The sequence below is a fragment of the Candidatus Defluviilinea gracilis genome (assembly GCA_016716235.1).
GTDB lineage: Bacteria > Chloroflexota > Anaerolineae > Anaerolineales > Villigracilaceae > Defluviilinea > Defluviilinea gracilis.
The window spans coordinates 469,425-493,073 of sequence record JADJWS010000001.1 but is presented as its reverse complement, the minus strand read 5'-3'; the positions used below and the strand labels follow the sequence as shown (position 1 = coordinate 493,073).

Below are 23,649 nucleotides of genomic sequence, written 5' to 3'. Positions count from 1 at the left end.
GATGACCGCGCTGAAAAATTCGATTCAAAAGTTTTTTTATTACCCATCCGCTGTGTTTGGATCGTTCGTCGTTCTCCTGCTTGTGTTACTGGCTGTGTATGCCATGCTGAAGATTCCGTATCGCGAAGCCATCCGCCTGTGGCGAGGAGGGGAGGAAGTCTGGTATCAAAACCCGAAGTTTGCCGCGCCCGCATGGATCAATTATTTCTCGTCCACACAATACGCCGAATCGTTCTCGGTCACTACCAGAGATGGAAGCCTGACCGGCGAATTCACGCCCGGCGCGGAAGGCACAGGCGAGTTGCTCGCCAACTATGCCTTCGATTTCACCTATGATACCTACCCGCAGGATATGATCCTGTATTTCAAATCGAGCTACGCCGAGAAGCAACCATTCGTTTCGCTCGAATGGCTCACCCCCGATGGGCAAACGATACGCATCGCAAACATGGCGATCGGCAAGGAATTTACCTATCGTTTCGCCCAGGATGAAAAACTCAAAGCCCGCCTCAAAACGGACGATACGATCGCCTCGCTCTTCTCGGACCGTGAAACTGGTTCGCCGGTCAAGGGGCAGTATCGTCTCCTCATCACCGCCACCACCTTTGAGCCCGACTCGCGCGTAGATGCCGAATTCGTCTTTCATGGTCAGGTCTATGGGTTGGCGGGCACCGATCAGGCGCGCCGCGATCTGATGGTGCCGTTATTGTGGGGCGCTCCCGTTGCGTTGACGTTCGGCTTGATCGCCTCGCTCGGTTCCTCGGTATTGACGATGATCATCGCCGCGCTGGGCGCGTGGTATTCAGGCTGGGTCGATGAATTGATCCAACGCATTACCGAAGTGAACCTTGTTCTCCCCTTCCTGTCCATTCTCATCATGATCGGCACGTTCTACTCGCGTAGTCTGTGGGTGATCCTCGGCGCAACCATTGCCCTGAGTATTTTTACCGGCGCCATCAAGGGGTTTCGCTCGATATTTCTCCAGGTGAAGCAATCCATGTACATTGAGGCAGCGCGCGCCTATGGGGCAAGTGGAATCCGCATCGTGTTCTTTTACCTGATCCCGCGCATGATCCCATTGCTGATCCCGGGGCTGGTTTCCTCTGTGCCAGCCTTTGTCTTCCTCGAAGCCTCGTTGGCGGTCCTGGGCTTGGGTGACCCGGTCCTGCCGACCTGGGGCAAGATCATTCAGGATGCCAATATGAACGGCGCGTTGTATCGCGGCTATTACTACTGGATCCTGGAACCGACCATCCTGCTCATGATCACTGGCCTGGGGTTTGCCATGCTGGGCTTTGCCCTGGATCGTATCTTCAACCCCAAATTGAGAGACGCATGAACCAAACCACATCGAGCAAACTCCTTCAGATCGAAAAACTCGAACTGCATTTCAAAACACGCGGCGGCGCGGTGCAAGCCGTAGACGGCGTCAATTTCACGCTCGACTCGAATCGCGCGGTCGTCGTTCTCGGCGAATCGGGTTGCGGGAAGAGTTCGTTGGCGAAAGCCATGCTCCGCCTCCTGCCGCGCAATGTGGATAAATACGACGGCAAGGTATTCTTGCAGGGCGCGGATGTGATGGAATTCGATGATGAGGAATTCCGCAAGAATGTCCGCTGGCTGGGCATCTCGCTGGTGCCGCAAGCCGCGATGAATGCCCTCAACCCGGTCATCCGCGTTGGAGAACAGGTGGCGGAACCCGCCATCATTCATTTGGGACTGAGCAAAGCCGAAGCCATGCACCTCGCGCAAACAATGTTCCAGCATGTGGGCGTGCCGCAGGATTTTGTCAGCCGCTACCCCTTTGAGTTGAGCGGCGGGATGCGTCAGCGCGTGGCCCTGGCGATGGCGCTCGTCACCAGCCCCAGCCTGATCGTCCTCGATGAGCCGACCTCCGCCCTCGACCTGCTTACCCAAGCCAACATCATGAACGTTCTCAAACGGATCAAACACGAACTTGGCACATCCTTTATTTTGATCACGCATGATATCGCCACCTCCAGCGAACTGGCGGACGAGGTTGCCATCATGTACGCCGGTCAGATCGTGGAGACCGGTCACGCGAGAGATTTCTTTCCCGCGCCGCTTCACCCGTATTCGCAGATGTTGATGGCGAGCGTGCCGCGCCTGCGCAGCGAATCGAACCCGATGTTTATTACCGGCCAGCCGCCCAGCCTGATCAGCCCTCCAAAGGGGTGCCGTTTTGCGGCGCGGTGCCCGTTCCGATTTGAAAAATGTGTCGAAGAACCGCCCGTGTTTGAAAAGAATGGGCGAAGCGTCAAATGCTGGTTGCACGCTTGAGAATCGCGGAACCAACCATAGGAGTACCGAGGCATGATTACCGACTTGCGCGAGGCGATGATGAGCATTGAAAAAATCAACGAGGCACAACCGTTGCTGTCTGTGCAGGATCTGCGCGTGTGGTACGAATTGCGCCGGTTTGGCTTTGGGCATGCTGGGTATGTTAAAGCGGTGGATGGCGTCAGTTTTGAGCTGGCAGAAGGGGAGACGGTGGCAGTCGTCGGAGAATCGGGATGCGGGAAATCCAGCCTGATGAAAACCATCCTGGGGTTGAACATGCCCACCAGCGGGGGAATCGTTTTTGATGGAGAAAATCTCTCGGAGCTACAAGGCGGCGGGTTGCAGAAATACCGTTTCAAGATCGGGTATGTGCAACAAGATCCGTATGGCGCCTTGCCGCCGTTCATGAGCGTGCAAACGATTTTGGAAGAACCGCTCATCATCAGCGGGTTGAAGGGCAGGGAGGAGCGGTTGTCGCGCATCCACAAAGTGATGACGGAAGTGAAGCTCCATCCGGTGGATGACTTTTTGCCGAAATTTCCGCACATGCTCAGCGGTGGACAACAGCAACGCATTGTGATCGCTCGGGCAATGTTGCGCGAACCGAAGTTGATCGTGGCTGATGAACCAGTATCGATGCTCGACGCCTCGGTGCGCGTCGAGATTTTGAAACTCATGCATGCCTTGCAGGAATCTCACGGTCTTTCCGTGATCTACATCACTCACGATCTCTCGACGGTGAAATATTTTTCTCAGCGTATTTTTGTGATGTATGCGGGGAATCTCATCGAAAAAGCGGATACGCGCCGCCTGCTTGAGAACCCCCTGCATCCGTACACGCATGCGTTGCTCGCCGCCACCTCCGACCCCGATGCGCGTAACGCTGATTCGTTCAAGGAAGTGCCGCCCGGCGAGCCGCCGAGTCTTGTGAACCCGCCGAAAGGTTGCCGCTTCCACCCGCGTTGCGCCAGGGCGATCGCCGGGTTATGCGACCAGAAAGAGCCGCTAGACTTTGAGCCTGAGCCGCATCATTTTGTGGCGTGTTGGTTGTATCAACCGCAATGACACACCCCCGCTTTCTCCTCTTGTTTGGCGTGACCCTGATGCTGACGGGTATCGTCCTGCCGTTCCTCATGGTGATTCACGTTCTCGAATCAACTTTCATGTTGAACTTTTTCTCGTGGGGCGCCTCAGTCGCCGGGCTGGCGTTTGGCACGATCGGCTTTGCGCTGTATGCGCGAATCAGGAAATAGACTCGGTTGGAAATAGTTCTTGACGCAGTTGCGCGGCGTCAAGGCAGGCGGCTCGACCAGTCGCCTGAACTTACGTGAGGCGCTGGTGATTTGTAATAAGCGCAAAGCATTTGTTGGACGCGAAATATGATGTGATGTTGCGGATCCAGGATTCGAAGAAAGTTTCATAAACAAAAAAGGAGCGCTGCTTCAAAAGCAGCGCTCTTTTTTTGTTTGAAAAACGATTACGGCGTCAAGGTGCGCACGAACGCAATCGCTTGCCAGATCTGTTCTTCGGTGAGAATACCCGCCCACGGCGCCATGGAGGTGCCGGGCTTGCCGGTGTTCACGCGCCAGAACAAGTAATCATCAGAAGCGCGTTGTTGCAACTCGCCCAGGTTCTTCGGTTTCGGGTCGAGCGCCGCGCCTGCCGGACCATCGCCATGGCCTTGCGGTCCGTGGCACGGTTCACAGTTCACTTGAAAGACCTTTGCGCCTTCCGTTGCCGCATCGGCTCCGAGCGGGTTGGTCTTGCCGGCGAAATCGGCCGGTACGGGTTCCAGGGTGGCTGTTGCTTCAGAATTCCCACCGCCGCCGCATGCCGCCAGAATCATTGTGGCGACCACAAGGATTGAGAGTAGTAGAGCGAACTTCTTCATTATTATTAACCTCCGGGTTGAATATGGATAAATTGTATGAGATTTACATGGGATTGTCAAAGTGACAATTGTTACCCCTGCGGCATGATGATTGTCTGTGGGCTGACGGAGGCGAAAAACCGCAAGGTGAAGATCAGCCGTCCATCGAGACATGAAGCGAATTTTTATAACTAGAGCCATTTTGTCCAATACTGATAAATGTCATATCACATCCTGTGACATTCTTCACATTTGTTTTGTAACCTACAATGCTATGATTGGACAAATTTTTAGGCTTTGGAAGTTGAACAACTACTAAAGGAGAATGCCATGTCCAAGAAGGAAAAGCAAGAGCACGAACCCGTATCGCTGGGTCAGAAGATATTCGATAATATCTGGTTGTTGTTCCTGCTGTCTTTGCTCATCAGCACATTGATCTACAATGTGTGGGGAATTTCGAACCTGTTGAGCATTCCCCCGGCGCCCTAGCCGAACATCACAAAAGGAGAATTGAAATCATGTTAGCGCCTGAACAAAATTGGTGGAAGCCGTTAGGTCGCCTCGAGAAGACATGGCTCACTGTGGCTCTCGTCTGGTGCATTTTCTTAACCGTGATGATGCCGCTCTGGTATTACATGGGCAAGCAGAACGTGCCCGCGGAGACGTACCGCACTACGCCGCAACAGTATGCCGCAACGGTGAATGAATTTGTAGCCCAGTATCAAGTGGGGGAGGAGAACAGCGTTCCGGTGGTGGCGCCGCCGCCCGGCAGCGACGTGTACATTCGCGCCAGCGCCTGGCAGTGGTATCCCATCCTGCAATTGGAAAAAGGCAAAGAATATCGCCTGCATATTTCCTCCATGGATTACGCGCACGGCTTTTCTCTGCAGCCCGTGAATATCAACCTGGAAGTTCTGCCGGGTTATGATTACGTTGCGACGATCACGCCAACCTCTTCCGGCGAGTTCACCATCGTTTGTAATGAATATTGTTATCTTGGTCACCACACCATGGTGGGCAAGATCATCGTGAAATAGGAGAAGATGCAATGGCAACTCTTGCGCCTACATTCCCTTGGGCGAAGGACTCGAAGGACGACTATCGCACCTGCCCGGTCCTCACCCTAAAAGTGGATATGCACGCCGAACGCCTGATCATCGCCAACGCGGTGATGGCGGTCGTCACCTTGACCCTCGGCGGGATCGCCGCGCTGTTGATCGCGCTCACGCGCTGGCAGGCGATCCACCTGCTGGATGCTACCTGGTTCTATCGCTTGCTAACCCTCCACGGCATCGACATGCTCATTGCCTGGATGGTCTTTTTCGAGATGGCAGGCTTGCACTTCGGTTCGACCGTGTTACTCAATGCGCGGCACGCCGCGCCCAAAGCCGCCTGGCTCGGTTTCATCCTCATGACCGTCGGCGGGCTGATGGCGAATTTCGTCGTGTTGTTCGACGCGAAGAACACCGTGGCATATACAGCCTACCTGCCGCTCAAAGCCAGTCCCTTGTTCTACTTGAGTTATATTCTGTTCGCGGTCGGGGCGTTGATCGCGGTGATCACCTTCTTCATCAACATTGTGGTCGCCAAACGCGAAAAGCGTTTTGAAGGTTCGTTGCCGCTTGTGGCTTTTGGTTTCATGACCGCCGCCATTCTGGCGACCTACACCCTGCTTCAAGGCGCGGCGGCGGTTGTGCCGGCGTTCCTCTGGTCGTTGGGCGTGCTTCCTAGTTTTGATCCGGGTATCTACCGCAACTTCTTCTGGGGTTTCGGGCATCCTGCTCAACAAGTGAACCTCGCGGCGATGATCTCGATCTGGTATTCGCTTGCTCAGATCACCGTTGGCATTCGCCCGGTGAACGAAAAGTTCTCGCGTCTTGCGTTCGTGTTGTACCTGTTCTTCATTAACTTAGGTTCGGCTCACCACTTGCTGGTGGACCCGGGTCTGTCGTTCTCGTGGAAGGCGGTCAACACCTCCTACGCTATGTACCTCGCCGTGCTTGGTTCGATGATGCACGCGTTCTCCATCCCCGCCGCGTTGGAAGTTGCGTTGCGCGCCAAAGGTTTCAGAAAAGGCTTGTTTGGCTGGCTCCGTAACGCCCCGTGGGGCGAACCGGGCTTCGCCGCCCTGGTCGTTTCCATGGTCATGTTCGGCTGGATCGGCGGAGTGACCGGCGTGGTGATCGGCACCGAGCAAATCAACCTGCTGGTTCACAACACCATGCGCTTGCCGGGTCACTTCCACGCCACAGTGGTATCTGGAACGACAACCGCCTTCATGGGCTTCACCTACTATGTGATCCCGCTCATCTTCCGCAAGGAACTGAAACTCAAGAAGTGGGCGGTCTGGCAACCCTATGTGTTTGGCTTTGGCATGCTCCTCGTCTCCCTTGGCATGATCGTCAGCGGCTTGCAAGGCGTTTCGCGCCGCAACTGGGACATCACCTTCGCTGGCGTCGTCCCCGGCACCATTGAGTTATCGCTTGCCATCTTCGGCATCGGCGCGATCATTGCGGTCATCGGCGGCATCATGTACGTCGCCATCGTGCTGACCTCCATCCTCACCGGCCCGCGCCTCGAAGCGAGCAAACTGCTCCTCGTTTCCGGCGACAACAACCCCGTGCTTGAATCCACGAAGTTGACCGAACACGATATGGAAAGCAAGCAAAATCAACCGAAAGGCTCTTTTGTATTGGTCATTGCCTTCCTCGTTTGGTTTGCGGTCTACTATCTGACAAATTGGTGGCTCCTCGGGCGCACGTGGTTCATCCGATAGTTTGAATCAAAAAACTTCGGAGGTCGCAAGACCTCCGAAGTTTTCTCGTGTATATTTGTACATTTGCGGTAAACAATGTTGGCTTCGTTGCTGTTGGGCTTGTTAGGCAGTCTGGGTCACTGTGTGGGGATGTGCAGCGCTGTTGTGATTCTATTCGACCGCCAGCCCGTATTTCAAAATAAAGTCGCCTGGGCGCTTGCGCACGCCGGGCGTATCACCACCTACTCGGTTCTCGGCTTGATCTTCGGCGCCTTTGGTCAAGCCCTCTGGTCGCTCGACAAACTGCAAGCCGCGCTTTCGATCCTCTTTGCCCTCGTCGCCTTTTACATGGCATCCGCATTTATTGGATTAACTGCCTCGCCCGAACTTTTATTCTCTTCTTTGACTCAACGCTGGGGACGCGCCATCCGCGCCTTCAAAACCGCTTCGCTCCCGACCTCTTACCTGCTCGGCCTCCTCTGGGGACTCCTCCCGTGCGGCTTGGTCCTCACCGCGCTAGTGACGGCGATCGCATCCAAGTCGGCTGTCTTTGGCGCGCTCAACATGCTTGTCTTCGGCATTGCCACTGTTCCCAGTTTATTCGCAGTAAAATGGCTCGCCAATAAAACTCACTCGCGCATCTGGTCGCGCGGACTCGCCGCCTTCGTCATGATGCTCTTCGGCTTTCAATTTGCCATGCGCGGGTTTGCAGTGATCGGCTGGGTAGACCATCTGATGATCGGTGAGATGATGGTATGGTAAAGGATGTATATAGGTAACCACGTAAACAAGTAGACACGTATCCCGTAACTCGTATCACGTAACTTGTACCTTGCAACTCGCACCACATAACACACACCCATGCAACTCGCCAACTACCCCACCACGCAACTACTCTCCACCTGCTCCCTGTGCGGATTGACCACCCTGCATCCGCTCACCAACGAGCAAGGAGACATCTTCTGCTGTCCCTCATGCAGAGAAGTGGCGGCATTGCTGGCAGAGTCTCCATCAACGCCCGTGACGAAAACGGCGAGCGCGGAAAACGCTGAAACGATCACCCTCAGCCTCAATGGGATGTGGTGTTCCTCGTGCGCGTGGCTGGTCAGTGAACAACTCAAACGGACCAAAGGAGTGGTGAACGCTGAAACAAGTTTTATTCAGGGGCAAACCAACATCACGTTCGATGGCGCGATCACCAATCCCAAAACGCTCAAAAAACGGATCCGCTCGCTCGGTTATCGAGCCACGCTTCCCGACGAAAAACCCTACGATGAGGAAGATGCGTTTTTCACAAGCCTGCTCATCGGCGGCGTGATGGTACTGCACGACATGATCGTGGGCGCGGGGATCTACGCGCGCGAAATTTTCAACTGGGCAACGCCCGAATCGCAACCGCTCGTCGATTTCTTCCAAGTGATGATGATGGTCACAAGCATCCCCGTGTTGCTTCTGCTTGGCTTGCCCATTCTGCGCGCGGGTTTTGCGAGTTTACTGCGTGGGCAACCCAACATCCACACCCTCATCATGATCGGAACGTTTTCGGCGTTCGGCTTATCCGTCCGCAATTTGATCGTGGGTCATGGCGGGCTGTATTTCGACACCGCTACCATGCTCATCTTTTTAGTTTCAGTGGGGCGTTGGCTTGAAATGCAAGCGCATAAATCGAGTAACACCGCGGTGATGAAATTGCTCGAACAAATTCCAGAGACCGCTTGGGTTGTCACCGGTGAAGCGGATAAGGAAGTGAGTGTTGCCGATCTCAAACCCGGCATGCGCGTCCGCGCGAAGCCCGGCGGACGTTTCCCGGTGGACGGTTTGATCGCCACCGGGGAGGGCGATGTGGACGAGTCGTTGCTGACCGGCGAACCCAAACCCGTGACTCACCGAGCAGGCGACGTGGTCAAAGCCGGGACGATCAGCCTGGACGGCAGTTTTGAAGTGATCGCCACGGCTGTTGGAGAGTCGACCATGGCCGGTCAGATCGGACGCCTGCTTCACGAGGCGTTGTGGGCGCGTTCTCCGCTCGAACGAACGGTGGACAAACTCTCCGCGTGGATGACGCCCGCCGCGTTGACGCTTGCCGCAATCGCGTTCCTCGTGTGGAGTCACATCGGCGGCGCGGAAAAGGGATTGATCGTCGCCCTATCTGTGTTGCTGATCGCCTGCCCGTGCGCGTTGGGGCTTGCCACACCGTTGACTCTTTGGCTCTCGCTCCAACGCGCCGCCGAATCGGGCGTGATCCTGCGAAGCGCCGCCGCGCTCGAACGACTGGCGAAAGTGAATCGGGTCTTCTTCGACAAAACGGGAACTTTGACTCAACTGCCGATGAAAGTGCATGGTGTGTTTTTGGGAAAAGATGAATCGAATAAGAAAGTGGAAAGTGGAAAGTGGTTTTTGGAAGTGGTTGCTTCTATCGAGAATGAATCCGAACACCCGCTGGCGAAGGCGATCGTGGAGTATGCCAAAGCGAATCAAGTTGAACTCATCAAGCCTGAATCGTTCAAAGCCATTCCCGCGTTTGGCGTGACAGGAAAATTACCAAGTACCAATTACCAAATTACAATCGGCTCTTCTCGCCTGATGTTTGCCGAAGGGTTGGAGATGCCGGACGAAATCGGCGACCAGGCTGAGGCGTGGAAAGAAGCGGGGCGCGTCGTCGTCTATGCGGGGTGGGAAGGGCAAGTCCGCGGCATCCTGTCTTTGGATGAAACCATCCGCGATGAATCCAGCGAGGTTTTGAATCAACTGCAATCGCGCGGGTTAGCCCTCGGCGTGTTGACCGGCGATGAGTTAAGCGCGGGCGAACGCTGGCAGAGTGTGTTGGGAATCCCTGTGCAAGCGGCGCTGACGCCCGATGAAAAAATGAAGCGGCTCGCCGAGAATGCCGCGATGGTCGGCGATGGAATTAACGATGGACCCGCGCTCGCCTCGGCGACGGTGGGCTTGGCGATGAATCACGGCGCGGATGTGGCTCGTTCCGCCTCCGACATTGTGTTGATGCGCGACGATCTGCGCGTGATCCCGTGGCTGTTCGATCTGTCGCGCGAGGCGATGCGGCGCGTGCGGCAAAACCTCGGCTGGGCTGTGGTGTACAACATCGTCGGTGTTGCGCTTGCGATGGCTGGGCTGTTGCAACCTGTGTTTTCCGCGTTTGCGATGGTGGCGAGCAGTATCTTCGTCACGTCGAATGCGATGAAGATGAATAGATTTCCATTATTGACCGAAGAAACCCCGGTGGTCGAATCGTGAGTCTGCTGGGCGAAATTGCTACTTGAAACCATTAACGATACAAAGGAACCGATGACTAAAAAACTCTATTCTGAACGGCGCTTCATACGCGCCTTTGAAAAAGGTTGGATCTCTGTGGAGGGGGTCGTCAGCCGCTTCGTCAAATCGGATTTCAATCCGTTCCATCATCTCGGCACGCTCACGATCTTTATGTTGGTGGTGTTGATCGCCACCGGCGCGTACCTGACTCTTTTCTATCGCCCCGGCGCGGAAGTGGCGTACGATACGGTGGCGAAGATCAGTTCCACCTGGTACGGCTCGTTGATCCGCAGTGTGCATCGCTACGCCTCCGACGCGATGATCATCCTCATCGTCCTGCACTTGTGCCGCATGTTTTTGGGCGACCGTTTCTGGGGTCCGCGCTGGCTGGCGTGGACGAGCGGCTGGATCATGTTGGCGATGGTGTGGCTGACCGGCACGTTCGGCTATTGGATGATCTGGGACGAGCGCGCCCAATGGATGACCGAATTCATGATGAAAAATATCGCGGGCTATTCCGGTCTGACGTATATCTCGACCGACCTCGCCTCGCGCACATTTTCGAACTTCGTCATCATCCTGTTCCTGCATTTGTTCGTGCCGCTCATTGCGTTTTTTGCCATCAATATTCACAGTTTGCGCCTCTCGCGCGCCCGCTGGTGGACTCCGCGCTGGGCGGCGTTTCAGGCGTTGGTTGGGCTGATCGTCCTTTCGTTGATTAAGCCCGCCATGTCGTATCAGCCCGCCGATCTCAATCGCATGGTCGAATCGGTGCCGGTGGACAGCCTGTATCTCATCCTTCTGCCTCTAACGGATATGTGGGGGAACGTCATCTTTTGGGGATTGGCGATCCTGCTTGTGGGGAGCCTGTTCTTCCTCCCGTGGCTTGCCTCCGGTCGTGACAATGGTCCCGCGATCGTCACCGACGCGAAATGCACGGGTTGCACGCTGTGTTATACCGATTGTCCGTATGATGCCATCCGTATGGTGGAACGAAACGACGATTCGGGATACCCGAAGCTGGCGGTGGTGAATGCGAGTCAATGCACGGCTTGCGGGATCTGTGTGGGCGCGTGCCCGGTCGACGCGTTGGATTTGAAAGGCGGCTATAACGGCGAGCAGGTCTTTGGCGTGGTGAAGGGCGCGCTGAAACGCGAAGTGAAAGACGGGCATCCCGTGACGGTGTTGTTTGCCAGCCAGCGAACCCAAACGCTGGGCGGCTTGCCCGCGAAGTTAAACGTCAATGAGGAGAAAGCCTCAGTCGGCGTGACAGATTGGGGGTCGGAGGATTCGGCGCGGGTCGTCACAGCGGTGTTGCCGAGCATTGGCGCGGTCAACATCGATTGGATCAAGTCCCTGCCAAACGAAGGCGCGCGCGACGTTGTGCTGTTGTCGTCTCCATACTACGACAATGTGAACCGTGAAGACGCCTATTCGATTCTGAATCGGTTAAACAATCGTCCCGCGTTGGTGGGGGAAGGGTTGCATTGGCTGGAAGCCACGCCGACCGACCCGAAGCCTGTGGAAAAACTGCTCGATGAGTTGCATAGCGAGGCGGGTCAGAAAAATAAACCTCAACCGATCCTGCCGGAGATCAAGCAACGCAACAAACTTGCGCCGTCGCTGGTGGGCGGATTGCTTGGCACAGTTTTGTTGTTGGGCTTGTTTGCGCTCGCCCTGCCGTTGGACATCCGCACGGGAATGGCGGCGGCGGACGAATCCGCTTTGCGCATTGCGGTGGATGCGAAAGGCAAGGTGGAACTTGCCGAAATCCCCGAGGGAATCACCCTGCCCGAAGGCGCCGACCCGGAGAAGATCTTCGGCGGCACGCATTACCCCATGAGCGTGCGCGTTGTCATTGACGGCGAGACCGTCTTCGAAGATGTCTTCAAACCGACCGGCGTCAGCGGCAATGGGCGCATCGCCGCGCTCGAGTTCGTCGAAGTGGACTCTGGAACGCGCCTCGTGGAAGTATTTATCAAAGATGATTCAGATGAATACCGATTGGCGTTTTCGGGCGAAGTGAATTTTGAAAAGGGACAGGTGAGTATTCTGGCGTACGACGAAAAGACGGATATGTTCGTGTTGAGATAAAGAGTACAGTTGCCGTATGATGAAAGAACTCCGAGGCTTAGACTGCACCCAATAGACAAGACAAAAAAAGAAAGCCCGCCCGGTCAACTCGACAGGCACCTGGTTTCAAAAGGCGTCTGTCGAGTTTTCAATTGTATCCTCTCGTAGTTGTAAAAGTAGATGTATTCGTCAATGAGCTGCTCCATTTCTTTAAAGGTGGGTTTTTTGAAGCGTCGCAGGTACTCTTCTTTGAGGTGTCCAAAGAAGTTTTCCATGGGAGCATTGTCCCAGCAATTGCCCCGCCGTGACATGGAAGGCGTGATTTGACATTCTTTTGTCAGGACATCATGATAGTCCTGCGAGGTATATTGCGCGCCTTGATCGCTGTGCAGGATCAATCCAACTGTGACTTTTTCTTTTTGTTTGGCTTGTCGCACCGTGCGCAGGACCAGAGCCACCGAAGGAGTGAGCGCACAGCCATGGGCTACAATAAAGTTGTCGTACAGGTCTTTGATCGTGGATAGATAACACCAACCTTGTTGAGTAGCAATATAGGTAATATCGGTGACCCATTTTTGGTTAGGTTGGCAGGCTGTGAACTCGCGGTTGAGCACATTCTCATAGCGATGGTATGTGCCCAATTCAGTCACCTTCTTGTAGATTTTGCGTTGGCGGGCAACTGAGCGAATGTTCATCCTATTCATGAGCCGCAAAACCGCTTTCGAGTTGATCTGTACTTCTTTGTGTTTGCGGAGCCATAACGTAATCCGACGATAGCCATAGGTCTTATGAGATTTCTCATAGGCTTCCTGGATCAATTGCTTGCGTTTCGCATCTGGGTCGCAAACCTCCCCATGCTTGACCACCCAAGCATAGTAGGCAGCTCGCGAAACACCAAAGAACTCACACATCGCTTTCACGGGGTATTGTGCTCGTTGGTGATAGATAATCCGATATTGCGCTTCGCGAGCGCCTCTTTCCGCAATTCGGTATGAAATTTTTTTAGCAGCGCGTTCTCCATGCGTAAACGTTCCAGTTCGGATTGCTCACTGTCACGCTTGCGTGGTCGCCCTTTCGGCTTCTTCAAGGCATTGACTCCGCCGCGTCGATATAACTGACCCCATTCCTTCACCGCCGATGCATTCGCAATCCCTAACAACTCCGTAATCTCAGCTCGTGTTTTGCCCTCCTCATAGTAGAGCCGCACAGCCTCCAGCTTCAATTCCACGGGATACGATTTCATTCCTTTTTTACCTGACATAAAAGCACCTCCTGTGCCATTTTCTCACAGGAGGGCTTTCTTTTCGTGTCCGCTTTTAGGGGTTCAGTTCAGCTTGCTCTCGGAGTTCTTTTTTACTTGGTTGTGTATCGCCCGGCTTCTTCTTGGACTTTTTTCAATTTCATGACCAACTTCAATGCCTCGTTTACCGCTTTTTCATTCGGAAAAGCTTTTGCCACTTCTGGTTCCAGCAACACGATATTGGTTCCCGCGCGGTAACGCGCCGCGTACTTGCCCCGCATACCTCCTTTGAGCAAGGATTTCAAATCATATTCGGGACGAAGTTCATCGCTCAGTTTAGATTTCTTCTTCATATGTTTTTCGCAAAATCAGGAAGTTGCTTTTTTCCGATACGCCACAAAGAACACGACGAGGATCACAACCAGCACAGCCAGCGGAAGCCACGTCAACAAGGCGCGTTGTTTGAGGGCGGAGAGGAACGGCTCTTTCGCCGCCGGGTCGGCTAAGAACCACTTCTTGTCATACTCGGACGATCCCTCTCCTATACCATTGTAGTAGACATACCCGGTGTAGGGATAATATTGCAGGCTGTCGAACGGCGCCTCTTTGTTGTTCACCACGTACGAGCGGATGATTTGGTAGCCTTCGCCGGGATCGGCGGGCGCGTCAACCGCGCCTTTGGAAAAATCGCCAAAGGCAAAGAAGCTTTGAGTCAAGACGGGGTTCGAGATGGTCAGTTCGCCGGTGATGCCCGGTCCGCTGACGGTGATGTAGGTGAATTCTCCCTTGGCAAGCGCCGACATGGAAGGGATGAGAATCAGCAGGGCGGCAATGACCCATGATATTTTTTTCATGTTAGATTTCCTTTGCGTCCAACGCGCGGAGGCGGTGGATGAAATAGACGCCGAGAGCGAACAGCCCAATGGCGGTGGCTTGATGGAGCAGGGCAATGACGATGTTCACGAACGACAGGATCGTGAGCACGCCGAGCGTGATCTGCAAAACGACCGCGCCCGCAAGATGGAAGAGTCCTTTTTTGATCTTGTCTTGATAATTCTGCTTGCGCGCGCTGTTGTACATGAAGAACGCGGCGATCAACACGGCGAAGGCGAACCAGCGATGGATGAAGACGATGGTCTGCGGCATTTCGAATATGTTGATGAACGAGTTGAACAGGTTGGGCGGGATGAGTTTGCCGAACATGAGGGGCCACGTGCTGGAAACATGACCGGCTTTGAGACCCGCCGTCATGCCGCCGTAGGTGATCTGCAAAACCAGCAGGATGAAATACAGCAGGGCGAACTTCGAGGAGGCAGACCAGCGCGCTTGCTTGCCCGCTGGGTGAAAGCCGTATTTGTGCCCGAGGATCGTCCACACCGCGAGACCGAACAGAGTCAATGCCAGCAGGAGGTGGATCGTCAGGTTGAAGTGACTGACTTCGGGACGGTCGACGAGTCCGCTGGCGACCATGATCCAGCCTGCGAAGGCTTGCGAGATGAACAACATGCCCATGAGAAAGTAGATGCCGAATTCCTTCCAGGGGATGGCTTTCTTGAACAGGAAGTAAAAAACAGGGAAGGCGTAGACCAGACCGGCAAAGCGCGCGATGAAGCGGTGAATCCACTCGATGTAGAAAATATATTGATATTCTTCGAGCGTCATCCCGGTGTTGATCTTGATGTATTCGGGCGTTTGCTGATACTTGGCGAATTCCTCCTGCCAGGCTTGCTCGCCGATAGGCGGAACGGTCCCGCTAATGGGATTCCATTCGACGATGGAAAGACCGGAACGGGTGAGGCGGACGAATCCGCCGAAGACGATGAGAAACGCCACAATGGAGGCAAAGTAGGTCAGCCACTTCATGACGGCGCGGTTTTGGGTGTGAGGCATTCTTGCCCCTCCAGAAATGAGAGTATTGTAAAGCGAGGCGCGCCTTACGATGGGCGATTATAGCATCAGCGTGTGAGAGGCTGATGAGCAGAGTCAAATTGACATTGGGGATGAGGCGAAAAAAATCCCGCCTCATGCGCGGGCGGGATTGGCTCACTGCTGGATCTGACTCAAGAGTTGACGATATTGCTCCGAATTCGGCGGGTTGAGCAGGAGTATCTGATTCACGATCATCATGGCTTCCTCTTTCTTGCCGACGCTCAACAACGAATCGGCGACGGTGTCGAGTTGCGCCACCGCATCCTCCACCCGCCCCGCTTGTTGATAGGCTTGCGCTAGCGCGCGTTTCACCAACATATCGCTGGGGCGTTCGTTGAGCACATCTTCAAGGAAGGGAATGGCCTGCGCGTCGCGGTTGCTCGATTGCAGATAGGACAGATAACTTTCAATCTCGGCGTTTGCCTGCGCGGGTTGACCCAATTTGAAGCTGAGATCGATCAGGCTTTTGCGAACAGCCTCATCGTCGGGGCGCAGTGTGCGGATCTGTTCGTAAACGCGGATGGCTTGTTTCCAGTCTAATCTCTGCATGTCGATGTCTGCCATGCGTTGCAGGATGTGGATGTTCCATGCGCGGTCGACGTTGTGCTGTTGGACGACGCGCAACGCGGTGGTGAACGTTTTGCGAGCCATATCGAGTTCGGCGAGGCGGTAGTAAATGTCGGCGAGTTCGATGTACTCGCGGATGGCCTCATCTACCTGCCCGCGCGAAATGAGTTGATCGATCAATCGCGAGCGCGCCGCCATATCCATTGGGGCGAGTTGCACCACGCGCTGTAACATCTTGGCAGATTGCGCCGTTTCGCCGCGCGCGCTATATGCCTGCGCCACAGTCATATATTTTGCGATCGCTTCCGGTGTATGTTCCTGGCGCACGAGCAGATCGCCCATCAGGATGTGAAGCGGCAGGTAGGTGGGCGCGTGTGCAAGCGCGCCGTATGCCTCCTCCATGGCGGTGCGCAACTGACCAGCCCGCGCCAGTTGATGGACATGGTTGATCACTTCGAGCACAGCGCTCGATTGCGCCTGCATGAGCATGTCTGCCAGCGGCAGGGGCATATCGCTCTCGTTTGTCCGTTGCAGTTCCTCGCGCGCCTTGCGCAGATGATCGCGCCAGTTCTTGCGCATCAACATATCGTTGATATTGTCGCACAAGCGATTCAGGACCCCTTCTTCTTTGACGGATGTCTGCGCTTCGATGAGCGGCTCGTACATCTGACGGATCTCATCCGCCTGTTCGGCTGGCGCCACCTGCCCGTCGGCGATCTTCAACGCTTCAAGGTATTCGACGGAGGCGGGACCGAAGCGCCCCATTTTCTGGTTGATCTGCCCCATCAACAACCGCGCCCCGAGACCGAACTCGGCATGCTTGACGGCGTTTTGCAAATTCCGCAGGGCAGATTCGTTCCGGTCGATCTTCGAGCGGAGCAACCCCAAATTGAAGTAGAGCGCGGGGTGGTTGAACCCGGCTTCGAGGGCGTGTTCCAACTCTTCGGCGGCTTGGGCGTCGTTGCCTTTGGATTGCATGTCGATGGCGGCGCCGAGGTGCAAGACCACTTTAGTCTGCTCGGAGGATTGCATCGAAAGTTGACCGGTGCCGCGCATGAGCGCCTGCAAGCCGCGTTTTGCCTGCACTGTGTTGGAATCGTCGGTGGTGTATTCGAAGAGAATTTCTGCCAGGCGGGTGAGCGACTTTTGGCGCGCTTCAGCCACAGGGTCGAGTTCGGAATCGGATTCGGTCTTGCGCTTATCCAACTGTTTAACTTGCGCCATGGCGATGGGACCCGTCCCGCCTTTGGGGCGCAGGGGTTTGGGGAGCAGTTGTCCCGAGCGAAGAAGCGCTTGCGCCTGTTTTGCCTCGGCGCTGTCGGGCAGGATTTGCAGGGCTTTGTTGACCAGTTCGTTGGTTTTTTCCACGTTGCCGGTGCGTTGGACGAGACTGGCAACCGCCACATATTCCGTTACCGCCTGGGGTTTGTGGCCGAGTTTTTCGTGCGCCAATGCCAGGCGGGAATGGGCAAGGATATTTTCAGGGTCGAGGGATGTGACCCGCACCCAGTTTTCCATGGCTTTGTCCACATCGCGCTGGTTGAGGAAGAGTTCGGCGGCGCGGGTGGATGCCTCGATGGCTTCTTTTAAATGCCCGGTGCGTTCCAAAAGTTGCGCCAGTTTTTCCATGGGCACGGGGTCTTGCGCTGAGATCTGCGCCACGCGTTTGTAGACCTGCATAGCTTCATCGAACTCGCCGAGTTGGAACAACGCCAGGCCGAGGCTATTCAACGCCTTGGGCTGGTTGGGGATTTCTTGCAGGGCTTTGCGGTACGCCGACGCGGCTTTCATCCACTCCTGATCCCACGCGGCGGAATGTCCATCGTTCATCGCTTTTTGGAAGATGTCTTCGTTTCCGGGCATGCGCCAATTATACCGTAGGGATTCTGTATCTTTCCCCTTACAAATGGATTGTTATTTTCTCTGTTGTAGGCGTCGTCGTAGCGGCATTTGCGAATAAATGACGCCGTTCTTGAGTTATGAGACGGGTTATAATCTGAACATGGCAAAGTTACGCCCACGAGTAAGAGCGCTTGCGCTTGCGCGCGAAGTCCGGAAAAGGCTGACTACTGAACTTGGTCAACCTATTCAGGTGATCCTGTTTGGCTCTCAGGCGCGCGGCGACGCGACGAAGGAGTCGGATTTTGACCTGCTGGTGATCCTGCCGATGATCGACGCGCGGACGACGCGTCTGGCTTCGCGGATCGGCTGGGAGGTCGGGTTTGACGCTGGGCGCGTCATTTCGATTATCCCCGACACGAGAGAACAGATGAAGCGTTTCGGCTTCCTGCCCTTTTATCGCGCCATCAAGACCGAGGGGATCGCGGTATGACGAAGGAGAAGTCGTACAAGAGAGACTTGATCCATTATCGGCTCGATTTGGCGCGTGAGATGCTGCGGGATGCGCAAGTCTTGAAAGAAAACGGCGGAAGCGCTGTGAGCATTGTGAACCGCGCCTATTATTCGGTCTTTTACGCCGCGCTGGCGTTGTTGGTGACCGAGGATGTCGAGCCGAACAAACATGCGGGGGTGCTGGCTAAATTCGATGAGTTGTTCGTGCGGCAGGAATTTTCCCAAGGGAAATGAGCAGGCTTCTCCATCATGCGTTTGACATGCGGCAAGCCGGGGATTACCAGAAGTCCAAAGTGATTACAGAAGAACAAGCGATTGAAGTGTTGCATTCAGCAGAGGAATTCGTGGACGCGATTGTGAAAAAACTTTTGAAGGCTTGACCCCATCTCGTTGAAGATACAAAAACGGTCTCGCGGACATTGCGCCGGGGACCGTTTTTATTTTGCTTCTGCCTATCACCGATTTAGATCGTCTTCATCTCACCCCAATTCGCTCCATACCGCGCCTCAGTGGAGAGAGGGATGTCCAGCGGATACGCGTCTGCCATCGTCTCTTTCACGACCTTCGCCGTTTTTTCCAATTCATCCTTCGGACATTCCAGCACGAGTTCATCGTGCACTTGCAAGAGCATCTTGCCGCTCAACTTTGCTTTTTTCAACGCGGGCGGGATTTTCAACATGGCGATCTTCATGATGTCTGCCGCTGTCCCTTGGATCGGCGCGTTGATGGCTTCGCGTTCTTCGCGCGCTTTCAACTGCGGGTTGGTCCTGCCTTGCAGCGCGGGGAAATATCGCCGCCGCCCGAGAAGCGTTTCGACGTATCCCTGTTGCGCGGCTTGCTTGCGGATGCCGTCCAGATATTTTTTCACGCCGGGGAATTTTGTGAAATAGGCTTTGACGAAATTCTCCGCCTCTGCCAGCGTGAGGTCGGTGCCGCGCATCAACCCGAACGCAGACATGCCGTAGATCAGACCGAAGTTGATCGCTTTCGCGTGACGGCGCATGTCTTTGGTCACCGCGTCGAGCGCGACGTTGTAAATTGCCGCGGCGGTGGTGGCGTGGATGTCCTCGTCGGCGCGGAAGGCGGCGAGCATCCCTTCATCCTGTGCCATGTGCGCCACGATGCGCAACTCGATCTGCGAGTAATCTACAGAGATTAACCAATTTCCTTTGTCCGCGATGAATCCATTGCGGACCCGGCGTCCCGTCTCGGTGCGAATCGGGATGTTCTGCAAATTCGGGTTGTTCGAGGAGAGTCGTCCCGTCACCGCGCCAATCTGACTGTACGAAGTGTGGACTCGATTCGTCTTTGGATTAATTGCGACAGGCAACGCGTCCACGTATGTTGATTTGATCTTCGAAAGTTCGCGTTGTTCGAGAACCCAATCCACAACGGGATGTTTGCCGCTCAATTCTTCGAGCACGCCCGCCGCCGTGGAGTAATGTCCGCTGGCGGTTTTGTTGTTTTTATCGGGTGGTTCGAGCCTGAGCGTTTTGAACAACACATCCGAAAGTTGTTGCGTGGAGTTGATGTTGAACGGCTTGCCGACAGAATCGAATACTTTCTTTTCGATCTGCGAGAGTCGTTTCGTCAACTCTTTATCCATCTCTGCAAAAAATGGAAGATCGAGCGAGATGCCGGTCATTTCCATATCTGCAAGCACAGGCGTGAGCGGCATGTCAATTTCTGCGAGCAATTTTTCGCCGTCCACTCGTTTCAGTTCATTTTCTTCAAGCGGCATCAATCGCAATGTCGTTTCGGCATCCGCCACTGCGTACGGCGCAACGGACTCGATTGCCACATCCGCCATGCTGATCTGCTTCTTGCCTTTGCCGATCAACGCTTCGATGTGAGTCATCTCTTCGCCGAGTTTCACAAAGGCGAGATTCTTCAAGCCGAGACTGCGCGACGAAGGGTCAACGATGAATTCGGCGAGCATCGTGTCGAAGGTGAGCGGCGAGACGGTGAGTCCGTGTTGCGCTAGCACGATGTAATCGTATTTCGCGTTGTGCGCCACTTTGCCGATTTTCGGATTCGTCATCGGCGCTTTAAGCGCGGCGACAACTTTCTTCAGCGGAAGATTTGTCCCCGCGTTGTGACCGATGGGAATGTAATATCCTTCGCCCGCTTGAATAGCCAGCGAAATGCCGACGATGTCCGCGCGCATCTCTTCGGTGGAGGTGGTTTCAGTGTCGAACGAAATGACCTTTGCCTTGTTCAGCGCTTTGACGAGATCATCCAGCTTCTTCTCGGTGTCCACGATGAGGACGGTGACATTCGATTCCACTTTGGGAGAGACAACCACCTGCGGCTCATTCGCAAACATGGACATCTGTCCACTTGCATTCGCGCTGAGCGGAGAGTGGGTGTTTGTCCCACTCGCAGACGAAGCGGATGATGTTGATTGCCCCGTCACTTTTTCGAGCGTCTTCAACAACGTGCGGAATTCAAGTTCGGTGAAAAAGGCTTGAATCGCAGGGACGTTCAAGTCGCGCGCCTTCGCGTGTTCGAGATCGAGTTTGATATCCAAATCGGTTTTGATCTGCGCGAGCGTATAACTGAGGTAGGCATTCTCTTTGTTCGCTTCGAGTTTGGTTTTCCAGCGCGGCTCGACCTTGTCAATGTTCTTGTAGATGCCGTCGAGCGTTTTGTATTTTTCGAGCAGGGCAATCGCGGTCTTTTCGCCCACACCTGCCACGCCGGGGATATTATCCGATTTGTCGCCGACGAGCGCTTTGTAGTCCACCACTTGGTTGGGCGGCACGCCGAGTTTTTGAGCAACATCTTCATCTTTGATGAACGTTTTGTCATCGCCCGCGAGATAGACTGCCGTGCGTTTATTGACGAGTTGCAGAAGGTCGCGGTCACCGGTGACGATCTTCACGCCGAGTCCCTGTTCGGCGGCGATACGCGCAACCGAGCCAAGCACATCGTCCGCTTCGTAGCCTTCGAGTTCGAGGCGTGGAATGTTGAACGCATCCACCATCTCGCGGATGCGCTTGATCTGCGGACGCAGGTCATCGGGCATTTTGTCGCGCGTGCCTTTATATTCGGGGAAAATTTCATCGCGGAACGTTTTGCCCACATCGAACGCGACGGCGAGATATTCGGGCTGTTCCTGCTCGATGATACGAAGTAACTCGCGCGCGAATCCGTAGATCCCTGCGGTGGGCTCGCCCTTCGACGTTTGCCAGCGTTGACTCCCGCCGACGGCCGTCAACGCGAAGTACATTCGATAGGCGAGGGCGTGTCCGTCAATGAGGTAGAGGGTGGGGGGCATTTTAGGTTCTCGTAGGGGCGGGGTCTTCCCGCCCTGAAATTAGTTGATGAGGAGAATTGGAGAATTGGAGACTAGAGATTGGAGACTTGGCACCGTTTGGCTTGATATTGTTTCATGTTTTTTTCAAATTGGTTTATTCGCGCGATATGTCAATTCGTAGTATTCGCGTTGAGAATCTATAAGCTTTCCAGGGTTCTTTTGCCAAAAGGATAATCCCGAAGGGATGGAAGGATTCTAGAACCAAGATAAACAACACCCAAATCCCGAAGGGATGACACGATTTTCACGAAAAAAAAACGAGGCAATAAAAAATAAAACGCAAAGTGATTATACTCTGCGCTTGGCATTTTTAGAACACAATTTCCAATAATCTTGTGGGTAGATTCGTGGCGATCAGCGAATCCTTGGCGGGTCTGAATAGCCTTGGCGGGTGCGGGTATCCCGGATGTAATTCTTCACCAATTGCGGCGGGTGCGGTTGCGTGCCGCCCATGATGAGATACCCGGGCGCCCAGAAATCGCCGGAGGGATTTTCCTTCTTCAAACGCGGGAATTCGATGAATACCTTTTCCGATAACTGCTGGCGCATGATGCGCATGAGATAACCGGGCGAACTCGAAGGCGGCACATTCACCACCCATTGCATATATTCCGGGCGCACGGCGAGGTATTCCAAACGCCAGCCGAACGCGATGCAAATTTGCGGCAACCATTCCGACAGTCGGTCCGAAATATCGCCGGTCAGGTAATGCGAGCTAAACCGCGGCAACAACAGGCAGGCATACGGCAGGTTATACAAACCGGGCGTGAGCGGTTCGAGCATGACCCGGCTTGCCACCTCGGTGATCGAGTGCGGGCGGGTCTCATCCAGTTCGCCGGGCATGGGTTGTCTCATTGGGGTGCGCGGGCGCGGCGCGGATTTCGATGGCGTGGTGGCGTTGAAATCTTGCGTCGCATGTTCCACCGTCTCTTCCAAATTTTGATTCGTTCCGAGCAACTCATCCACATGCATGGCGGGAGAACTTTCGCGGCTATAGCGCCTCGATTTGATGGGCGTGGACGGGCGGGTTTCAAACGGAAGGTCGGTTGTGACCGGGTACACTTTTTGTTCGGGGGTTGGGGAGGGGACGTCTGACAGAATATCCGCGATGGAGGGGATTTCCTCTTCCGCGTCTTCATCCAGATATTGAGTCGGCGCGTCGAACGCGGTGGCGGGCTGGCTCGGCATGGGGGGCGTTTCCACAACCTCAGCCTCCGAAAGCGCCAGCGAATCGGCCAGTTTGCCAGCCTGCGAGCGGATGGTGCTGAACGGCGTTTCGGCGTCGAAGACGAGGGCAAGCACAACGTCGTCGGCGAGGCGCGTGGCGTAGAGCATGTGTTCAGCGCGGGTGGCTTCAAGGCGGATGAAGCGCAACAGGTCGCTTCCTTTTTGTCCCTCCCAGCGGCGGGTGACAGTGACGGCGATCTCGTTCGCGGCTTCTTGTGAGAGCCCGCCGGCGTAAGCCCACATCGCATTGCCGCGAGTGATGAGCGCGGCTTGCGCGGCCGATTCAAGCGTGAGGCGCGTGAGGTGTTGCGCGGCTTTGGTCACATCCTGCAACCAGGGCAGGGCGGGGTCGCTTGTTTGCACAAGGCGATTTTGAACGGGGCTTGAGATGGGGGTGGATTTTTCGTTGATCATGGTCAACACATCCGGTAGGTAGTAGGGCTTGCGGAGGAGCGCCCATGGGCGGAGCGAATCGAGCGTGGGCGGGGTATCCTCGTCACAAAACAGAACCAGTTTTATGGTCGGTTTGAGCGCCCGTAGGGCTGTTCCAGTTTCGTGGATGGCGCGCTCTCCCAGGGCAATGTCTAGAAAGGCGAGCGCGCAATTGTGCTCATCTGCCCGCACAACGGCTTCGCCTCTGGTTTTGGCGAGGTGAAGGCGACGCCCTGCCCGCTCCAGCCCCAAGTGAAGCGCCTTTGCAAAGCTTGCATCGGCGGTGACGAGCAGGAGGTTGTTAGACATTCCAT

At 55.0% G+C, this 23,649-nt stretch carries 22 protein-coding genes; 13 read left to right on the top strand and 9 right to left on the bottom strand.

Annotation, left to right across the window (positions count from 1 at the left end):
• Window position 1 precedes the first annotated feature (1 nt).
• Genes IPM31_02345 through IPM31_02330 form a run of 4 tightly spaced genes read left to right on the top strand, consistent with a single transcriptional unit; the run spans window position 2 to window position 3,554 of the window.
• Window positions 2-1,339, top strand: coding sequence for an ABC transporter permease (locus IPM31_02345; protein MBK9005813.1), 1,338 nt, complete (start codon window positions 2-4; stop codon window positions 1,337-1,339).
• Complete coding sequence (locus IPM31_02340) at window positions 1,336-2,301, top strand: ABC transporter ATP-binding protein (protein MBK9005812.1); 966 nt, start codon at window positions 1,336-1,338, stop codon at window positions 2,299-2,301. Before IPM31_02345 ends, IPM31_02340 begins: the two co-directional genes overlap by 4 nt.
• 60 nt (window positions 2,302-2,361) lie before the next feature.
• Window positions 2,362-3,366 carry an ABC transporter ATP-binding protein gene (locus IPM31_02335; protein ID MBK9005811.1) on the top strand — a complete coding sequence of 335 codons (1,005 nt, stop codon included), beginning with the start codon at window positions 2,362-2,364 and terminating at the stop codon, window positions 3,364-3,366.
• A complete protein-coding gene (locus tag IPM31_02330) occupies window positions 3,363-3,554 on the top strand; it encodes a hypothetical protein (GenBank protein MBK9005810.1) in 192 nt (63 codons plus the stop codon). Before IPM31_02335 ends, IPM31_02330 begins: the two co-directional genes overlap by 4 nt.
• Before the next feature lie 224 nt (window positions 3,555-3,778).
• On the opposite strand, the gene IPM31_02325 is transcribed toward IPM31_02330, so the two are convergent.
• Window positions 3,779-4,192, bottom strand: a complete 414-nt coding sequence (locus IPM31_02325; GenBank protein MBK9005809.1) for a c-type cytochrome — start codon at window positions 4,190-4,192, stop codon at window positions 3,779-3,781.
• Window positions 4,193-4,501: 309 nt separating this feature from the next.
• On the opposite strand from IPM31_02325, the gene IPM31_02320 reads away from it, so the two are divergent.
• The 6 genes from IPM31_02320 to IPM31_02295 all read left to right on the top strand — a co-directional run bounded on the left by IPM31_02320 (window position 4,502) and on the right by IPM31_02295 (window position 12,290).
• Window positions 4,502-4,660, top strand: coding sequence for a hypothetical protein (locus tag IPM31_02320; GenBank protein ID MBK9005808.1), 159 nt, complete (start codon window positions 4,502-4,504; stop codon window positions 4,658-4,660).
• Window positions 4,661-4,689: 29 nt separating this feature from the next.
• Window positions 4,690-5,208 carry a cytochrome C oxidase subunit II gene (locus tag IPM31_02315; protein ID MBK9005807.1) on the top strand — a complete coding sequence of 173 codons (519 nt, stop codon included), beginning with the start codon at window positions 4,690-4,692 and terminating at the stop codon, window positions 5,206-5,208.
• A gap of 11 nt (window positions 5,209-5,219) precedes the next feature.
• Window positions 5,220-6,947 (top strand): cbb3-type cytochrome c oxidase subunit I, encoded by a 1,728-nt coding sequence (locus tag IPM31_02310; protein ID MBK9005806.1) that lies wholly within the window; start codon window positions 5,220-5,222, stop codon window positions 6,945-6,947.
• 75 nt (window positions 6,948-7,022) lie between these two features.
• Window positions 7,023-7,688, top strand: a complete 666-nt coding sequence (locus tag IPM31_02305; GenBank protein ID MBK9005805.1) for a sulfite exporter TauE/SafE family protein — start codon at window positions 7,023-7,025, stop codon at window positions 7,686-7,688.
• Between the two features lie 99 nt (window positions 7,689-7,787).
• The gene (locus tag IPM31_02300) at window positions 7,788-10,178 is read left to right on the top strand and encodes a cation-translocating P-type ATPase (protein ID MBK9005804.1); all 2,391 of its coding nucleotides are present in this window, start codon (window positions 7,788-7,790) and stop codon (window positions 10,176-10,178) included.
• Window positions 10,179-10,229: 51 nt separating this feature from the next.
• On the top strand, window positions 10,230-12,290 hold the full coding sequence (locus tag IPM31_02295; GenBank protein MBK9005803.1) for a 4Fe-4S binding protein: 2,061 nt from the start codon (window positions 10,230-10,232) through the stop codon (window positions 12,288-12,290).
• Between the two features lie 83 nt (window positions 12,291-12,373).
• Here IPM31_02295 and IPM31_02290 read toward each other — a convergent pair whose 3' ends face one another.
• The 6 genes from IPM31_02290 to IPM31_02265 all read right to left on the bottom strand — a co-directional run bounded on the left by IPM31_02290 (window position 12,374) and on the right by IPM31_02265 (window position 17,868).
• Window positions 12,374-13,255, bottom strand: coding sequence for an IS3 family transposase (locus IPM31_02290; GenBank protein ID MBK9005802.1), 882 nt, complete (start codon window positions 13,253-13,255; stop codon window positions 12,374-12,376).
• Window positions 13,186-13,530, bottom strand: a complete 345-nt coding sequence (locus tag IPM31_02285) for a transposase (GenBank protein MBK9005801.1) — start codon at window positions 13,528-13,530, stop codon at window positions 13,186-13,188. The genes IPM31_02290 and IPM31_02285 overlap by 70 nt, the downstream gene beginning before the upstream one ends.
• A gap of 92 nt (window positions 13,531-13,622) precedes the next feature.
• On the bottom strand, window positions 13,623-13,862 hold the full coding sequence (locus IPM31_02280; protein MBK9005800.1) for a hypothetical protein: 240 nt from the start codon (window positions 13,860-13,862) through the stop codon (window positions 13,623-13,625).
• Window positions 13,863-13,877: 15 nt separating this feature from the next.
• Window positions 13,878-14,363: a hypothetical protein gene (locus IPM31_02275; GenBank protein MBK9005799.1), complete on the bottom strand. Its 486-nt coding sequence runs from the start codon at window positions 14,361-14,363 to the stop codon at window positions 13,878-13,880.
• Between the two features lies 1 nt (window position 14,364).
• On the bottom strand, window positions 14,365-15,399 hold the full coding sequence (locus tag IPM31_02270; GenBank protein ID MBK9005798.1) for a COX15/CtaA family protein: 1,035 nt from the start codon (window positions 15,397-15,399) through the stop codon (window positions 14,365-14,367).
• A 153-nt stretch (window positions 15,400-15,552) separates the two neighbouring features.
• Window positions 15,553-17,868 (bottom strand): tetratricopeptide repeat protein, encoded by a 2,316-nt coding sequence (locus IPM31_02265; protein MBK9005797.1) that lies wholly within the window; start codon window positions 17,866-17,868, stop codon window positions 15,553-15,555.
• 139 nt (window positions 17,869-18,007) lie between these two features.
• On the opposite strand from IPM31_02265, the gene IPM31_02260 reads away from it, so the two are divergent.
• Genes IPM31_02260 through IPM31_02250 form a run of 3 tightly spaced genes read left to right on the top strand, consistent with a single transcriptional unit; the run spans window position 18,008 to window position 18,737 of the window.
• A complete protein-coding gene (locus IPM31_02260; protein MBK9005796.1) occupies window positions 18,008-18,337 on the top strand; it encodes a nucleotidyltransferase domain-containing protein in 330 nt (109 codons plus the stop codon).
• Window positions 18,334-18,591: a HEPN domain-containing protein gene (locus IPM31_02255; GenBank protein MBK9005795.1), complete on the top strand. Its 258-nt coding sequence runs from the start codon at window positions 18,334-18,336 to the stop codon at window positions 18,589-18,591. The genes IPM31_02260 and IPM31_02255 overlap by 4 nt, the downstream gene beginning before the upstream one ends.
• Window positions 18,588-18,737: a hypothetical protein gene (locus IPM31_02250; protein ID MBK9005794.1), complete on the top strand. Its 150-nt coding sequence runs from the start codon at window positions 18,588-18,590 to the stop codon at window positions 18,735-18,737. The genes IPM31_02255 and IPM31_02250 overlap by 4 nt, the downstream gene beginning before the upstream one ends.
• A gap of 83 nt (window positions 18,738-18,820) precedes the next feature.
• On the opposite strand, the gene polA is transcribed toward IPM31_02250, so the two are convergent.
• Together polA and IPM31_02240 are read right to left on the bottom strand one after the other, a co-directional pair.
• Window positions 18,821-21,637, bottom strand: coding sequence for a DNA polymerase I (polA, locus tag IPM31_02245; protein MBK9005793.1), 2,817 nt, complete (start codon window positions 21,635-21,637; stop codon window positions 18,821-18,823).
• 393 nt (window positions 21,638-22,030) lie between these two features.
• Window positions 22,031-23,644 carry a transposase gene (locus IPM31_02240; GenBank protein MBK9005792.1) on the bottom strand — a complete coding sequence of 538 codons (1,614 nt, stop codon included), beginning with the start codon at window positions 23,642-23,644 and terminating at the stop codon, window positions 22,031-22,033.
• Between the last annotated feature and the right edge of the window lie 5 nt (window positions 23,645-23,649).

What these genes read in the sequence shown, in the direction of transcription:
- IPM31_02335 (MBK9005811.1), top strand. Translation starts at nt 2,362, where the DNA reads ATGAGCATTGAAAAAATCAACGAGGCACAACCGTTGCTGTCTGTGCAG.
- IPM31_02265 (MBK9005797.1), bottom strand. Translation starts at nt 17,868, where the DNA reads ATGCCCGGAAACGAAGACATCTTCCAAAAAGCGATGAACGATGGACAT.
- IPM31_02260 (MBK9005796.1), top strand. Translation starts at nt 18,008, where the DNA reads ATGGCAAAGTTACGCCCACGAGTAAGAGCGCTTGCGCTTGCGCGCGAA.
- IPM31_02320 (MBK9005808.1), top strand. Translation starts at nt 4,502, where the DNA reads ATGTCCAAGAAGGAAAAGCAAGAGCACGAACCCGTATCGCTGGGTCAG.
- IPM31_02325 (MBK9005809.1), bottom strand. Translation starts at nt 4,192, where the DNA reads ATGAAGAAGTTCGCTCTACTACTCTCAATCCTTGTGGTCGCCACAATG.
- IPM31_02295 (MBK9005803.1), top strand. Translation starts at nt 10,230, where the DNA reads ATGACTAAAAAACTCTATTCTGAACGGCGCTTCATACGCGCCTTTGAA.
- IPM31_02330 (MBK9005810.1), top strand. Translation starts at nt 3,363, where the DNA reads ATGACACACCCCCGCTTTCTCCTCTTGTTTGGCGTGACCCTGATGCTG.
- IPM31_02310 (MBK9005806.1), top strand. Translation starts at nt 5,220, where the DNA reads ATGGCAACTCTTGCGCCTACATTCCCTTGGGCGAAGGACTCGAAGGAC.
- IPM31_02285 (MBK9005801.1), bottom strand. Translation starts at nt 13,530, where the DNA reads ATGTCAGGTAAAAAAGGAATGAAATCGTATCCCGTGGAATTGAAGCTG.
- IPM31_02305 (MBK9005805.1), top strand. Translation starts at nt 7,023, where the DNA reads ATGTTGGCTTCGTTGCTGTTGGGCTTGTTAGGCAGTCTGGGTCACTGT.
- IPM31_02240 (MBK9005792.1), bottom strand. Translation starts at nt 23,644, where the DNA reads ATGTCTAACAACCTCCTGCTCGTCACCGCCGATGCAAGCTTTGCAAAG.
- IPM31_02280 (MBK9005800.1), bottom strand. Translation starts at nt 13,862, where the DNA reads ATGAAGAAGAAATCTAAACTGAGCGATGAACTTCGTCCCGAATATGAT.
- IPM31_02275 (MBK9005799.1), bottom strand. Translation starts at nt 14,363, where the DNA reads ATGAAAAAAATATCATGGGTCATTGCCGCCCTGCTGATTCTCATCCCT.
- IPM31_02315 (MBK9005807.1), top strand. Translation starts at nt 4,690, where the DNA reads ATGTTAGCGCCTGAACAAAATTGGTGGAAGCCGTTAGGTCGCCTCGAG.
- IPM31_02255 (MBK9005795.1), top strand. Translation starts at nt 18,334, where the DNA reads ATGACGAAGGAGAAGTCGTACAAGAGAGACTTGATCCATTATCGGCTC.
- polA (MBK9005793.1), bottom strand. Translation starts at nt 21,637, where the DNA reads ATGCCCCCCACCCTCTACCTCATTGACGGACACGCCCTCGCCTATCGA.
- IPM31_02340 (MBK9005812.1), top strand. Translation starts at nt 1,336, where the DNA reads ATGAACCAAACCACATCGAGCAAACTCCTTCAGATCGAAAAACTCGAA.
- IPM31_02270 (MBK9005798.1), bottom strand. Translation starts at nt 15,399, where the DNA reads ATGCCTCACACCCAAAACCGCGCCGTCATGAAGTGGCTGACCTACTTT.
- IPM31_02250 (MBK9005794.1), top strand. Translation starts at nt 18,588, where the DNA reads ATGAGCAGGCTTCTCCATCATGCGTTTGACATGCGGCAAGCCGGGGAT.
- IPM31_02345 (MBK9005813.1), top strand. Translation starts at nt 2, where the DNA reads ATGACCGCGCTGAAAAATTCGATTCAAAAGTTTTTTTATTACCCATCC.
- IPM31_02300 (MBK9005804.1), top strand. Translation starts at nt 7,788, where the DNA reads ATGCAACTCGCCAACTACCCCACCACGCAACTACTCTCCACCTGCTCC.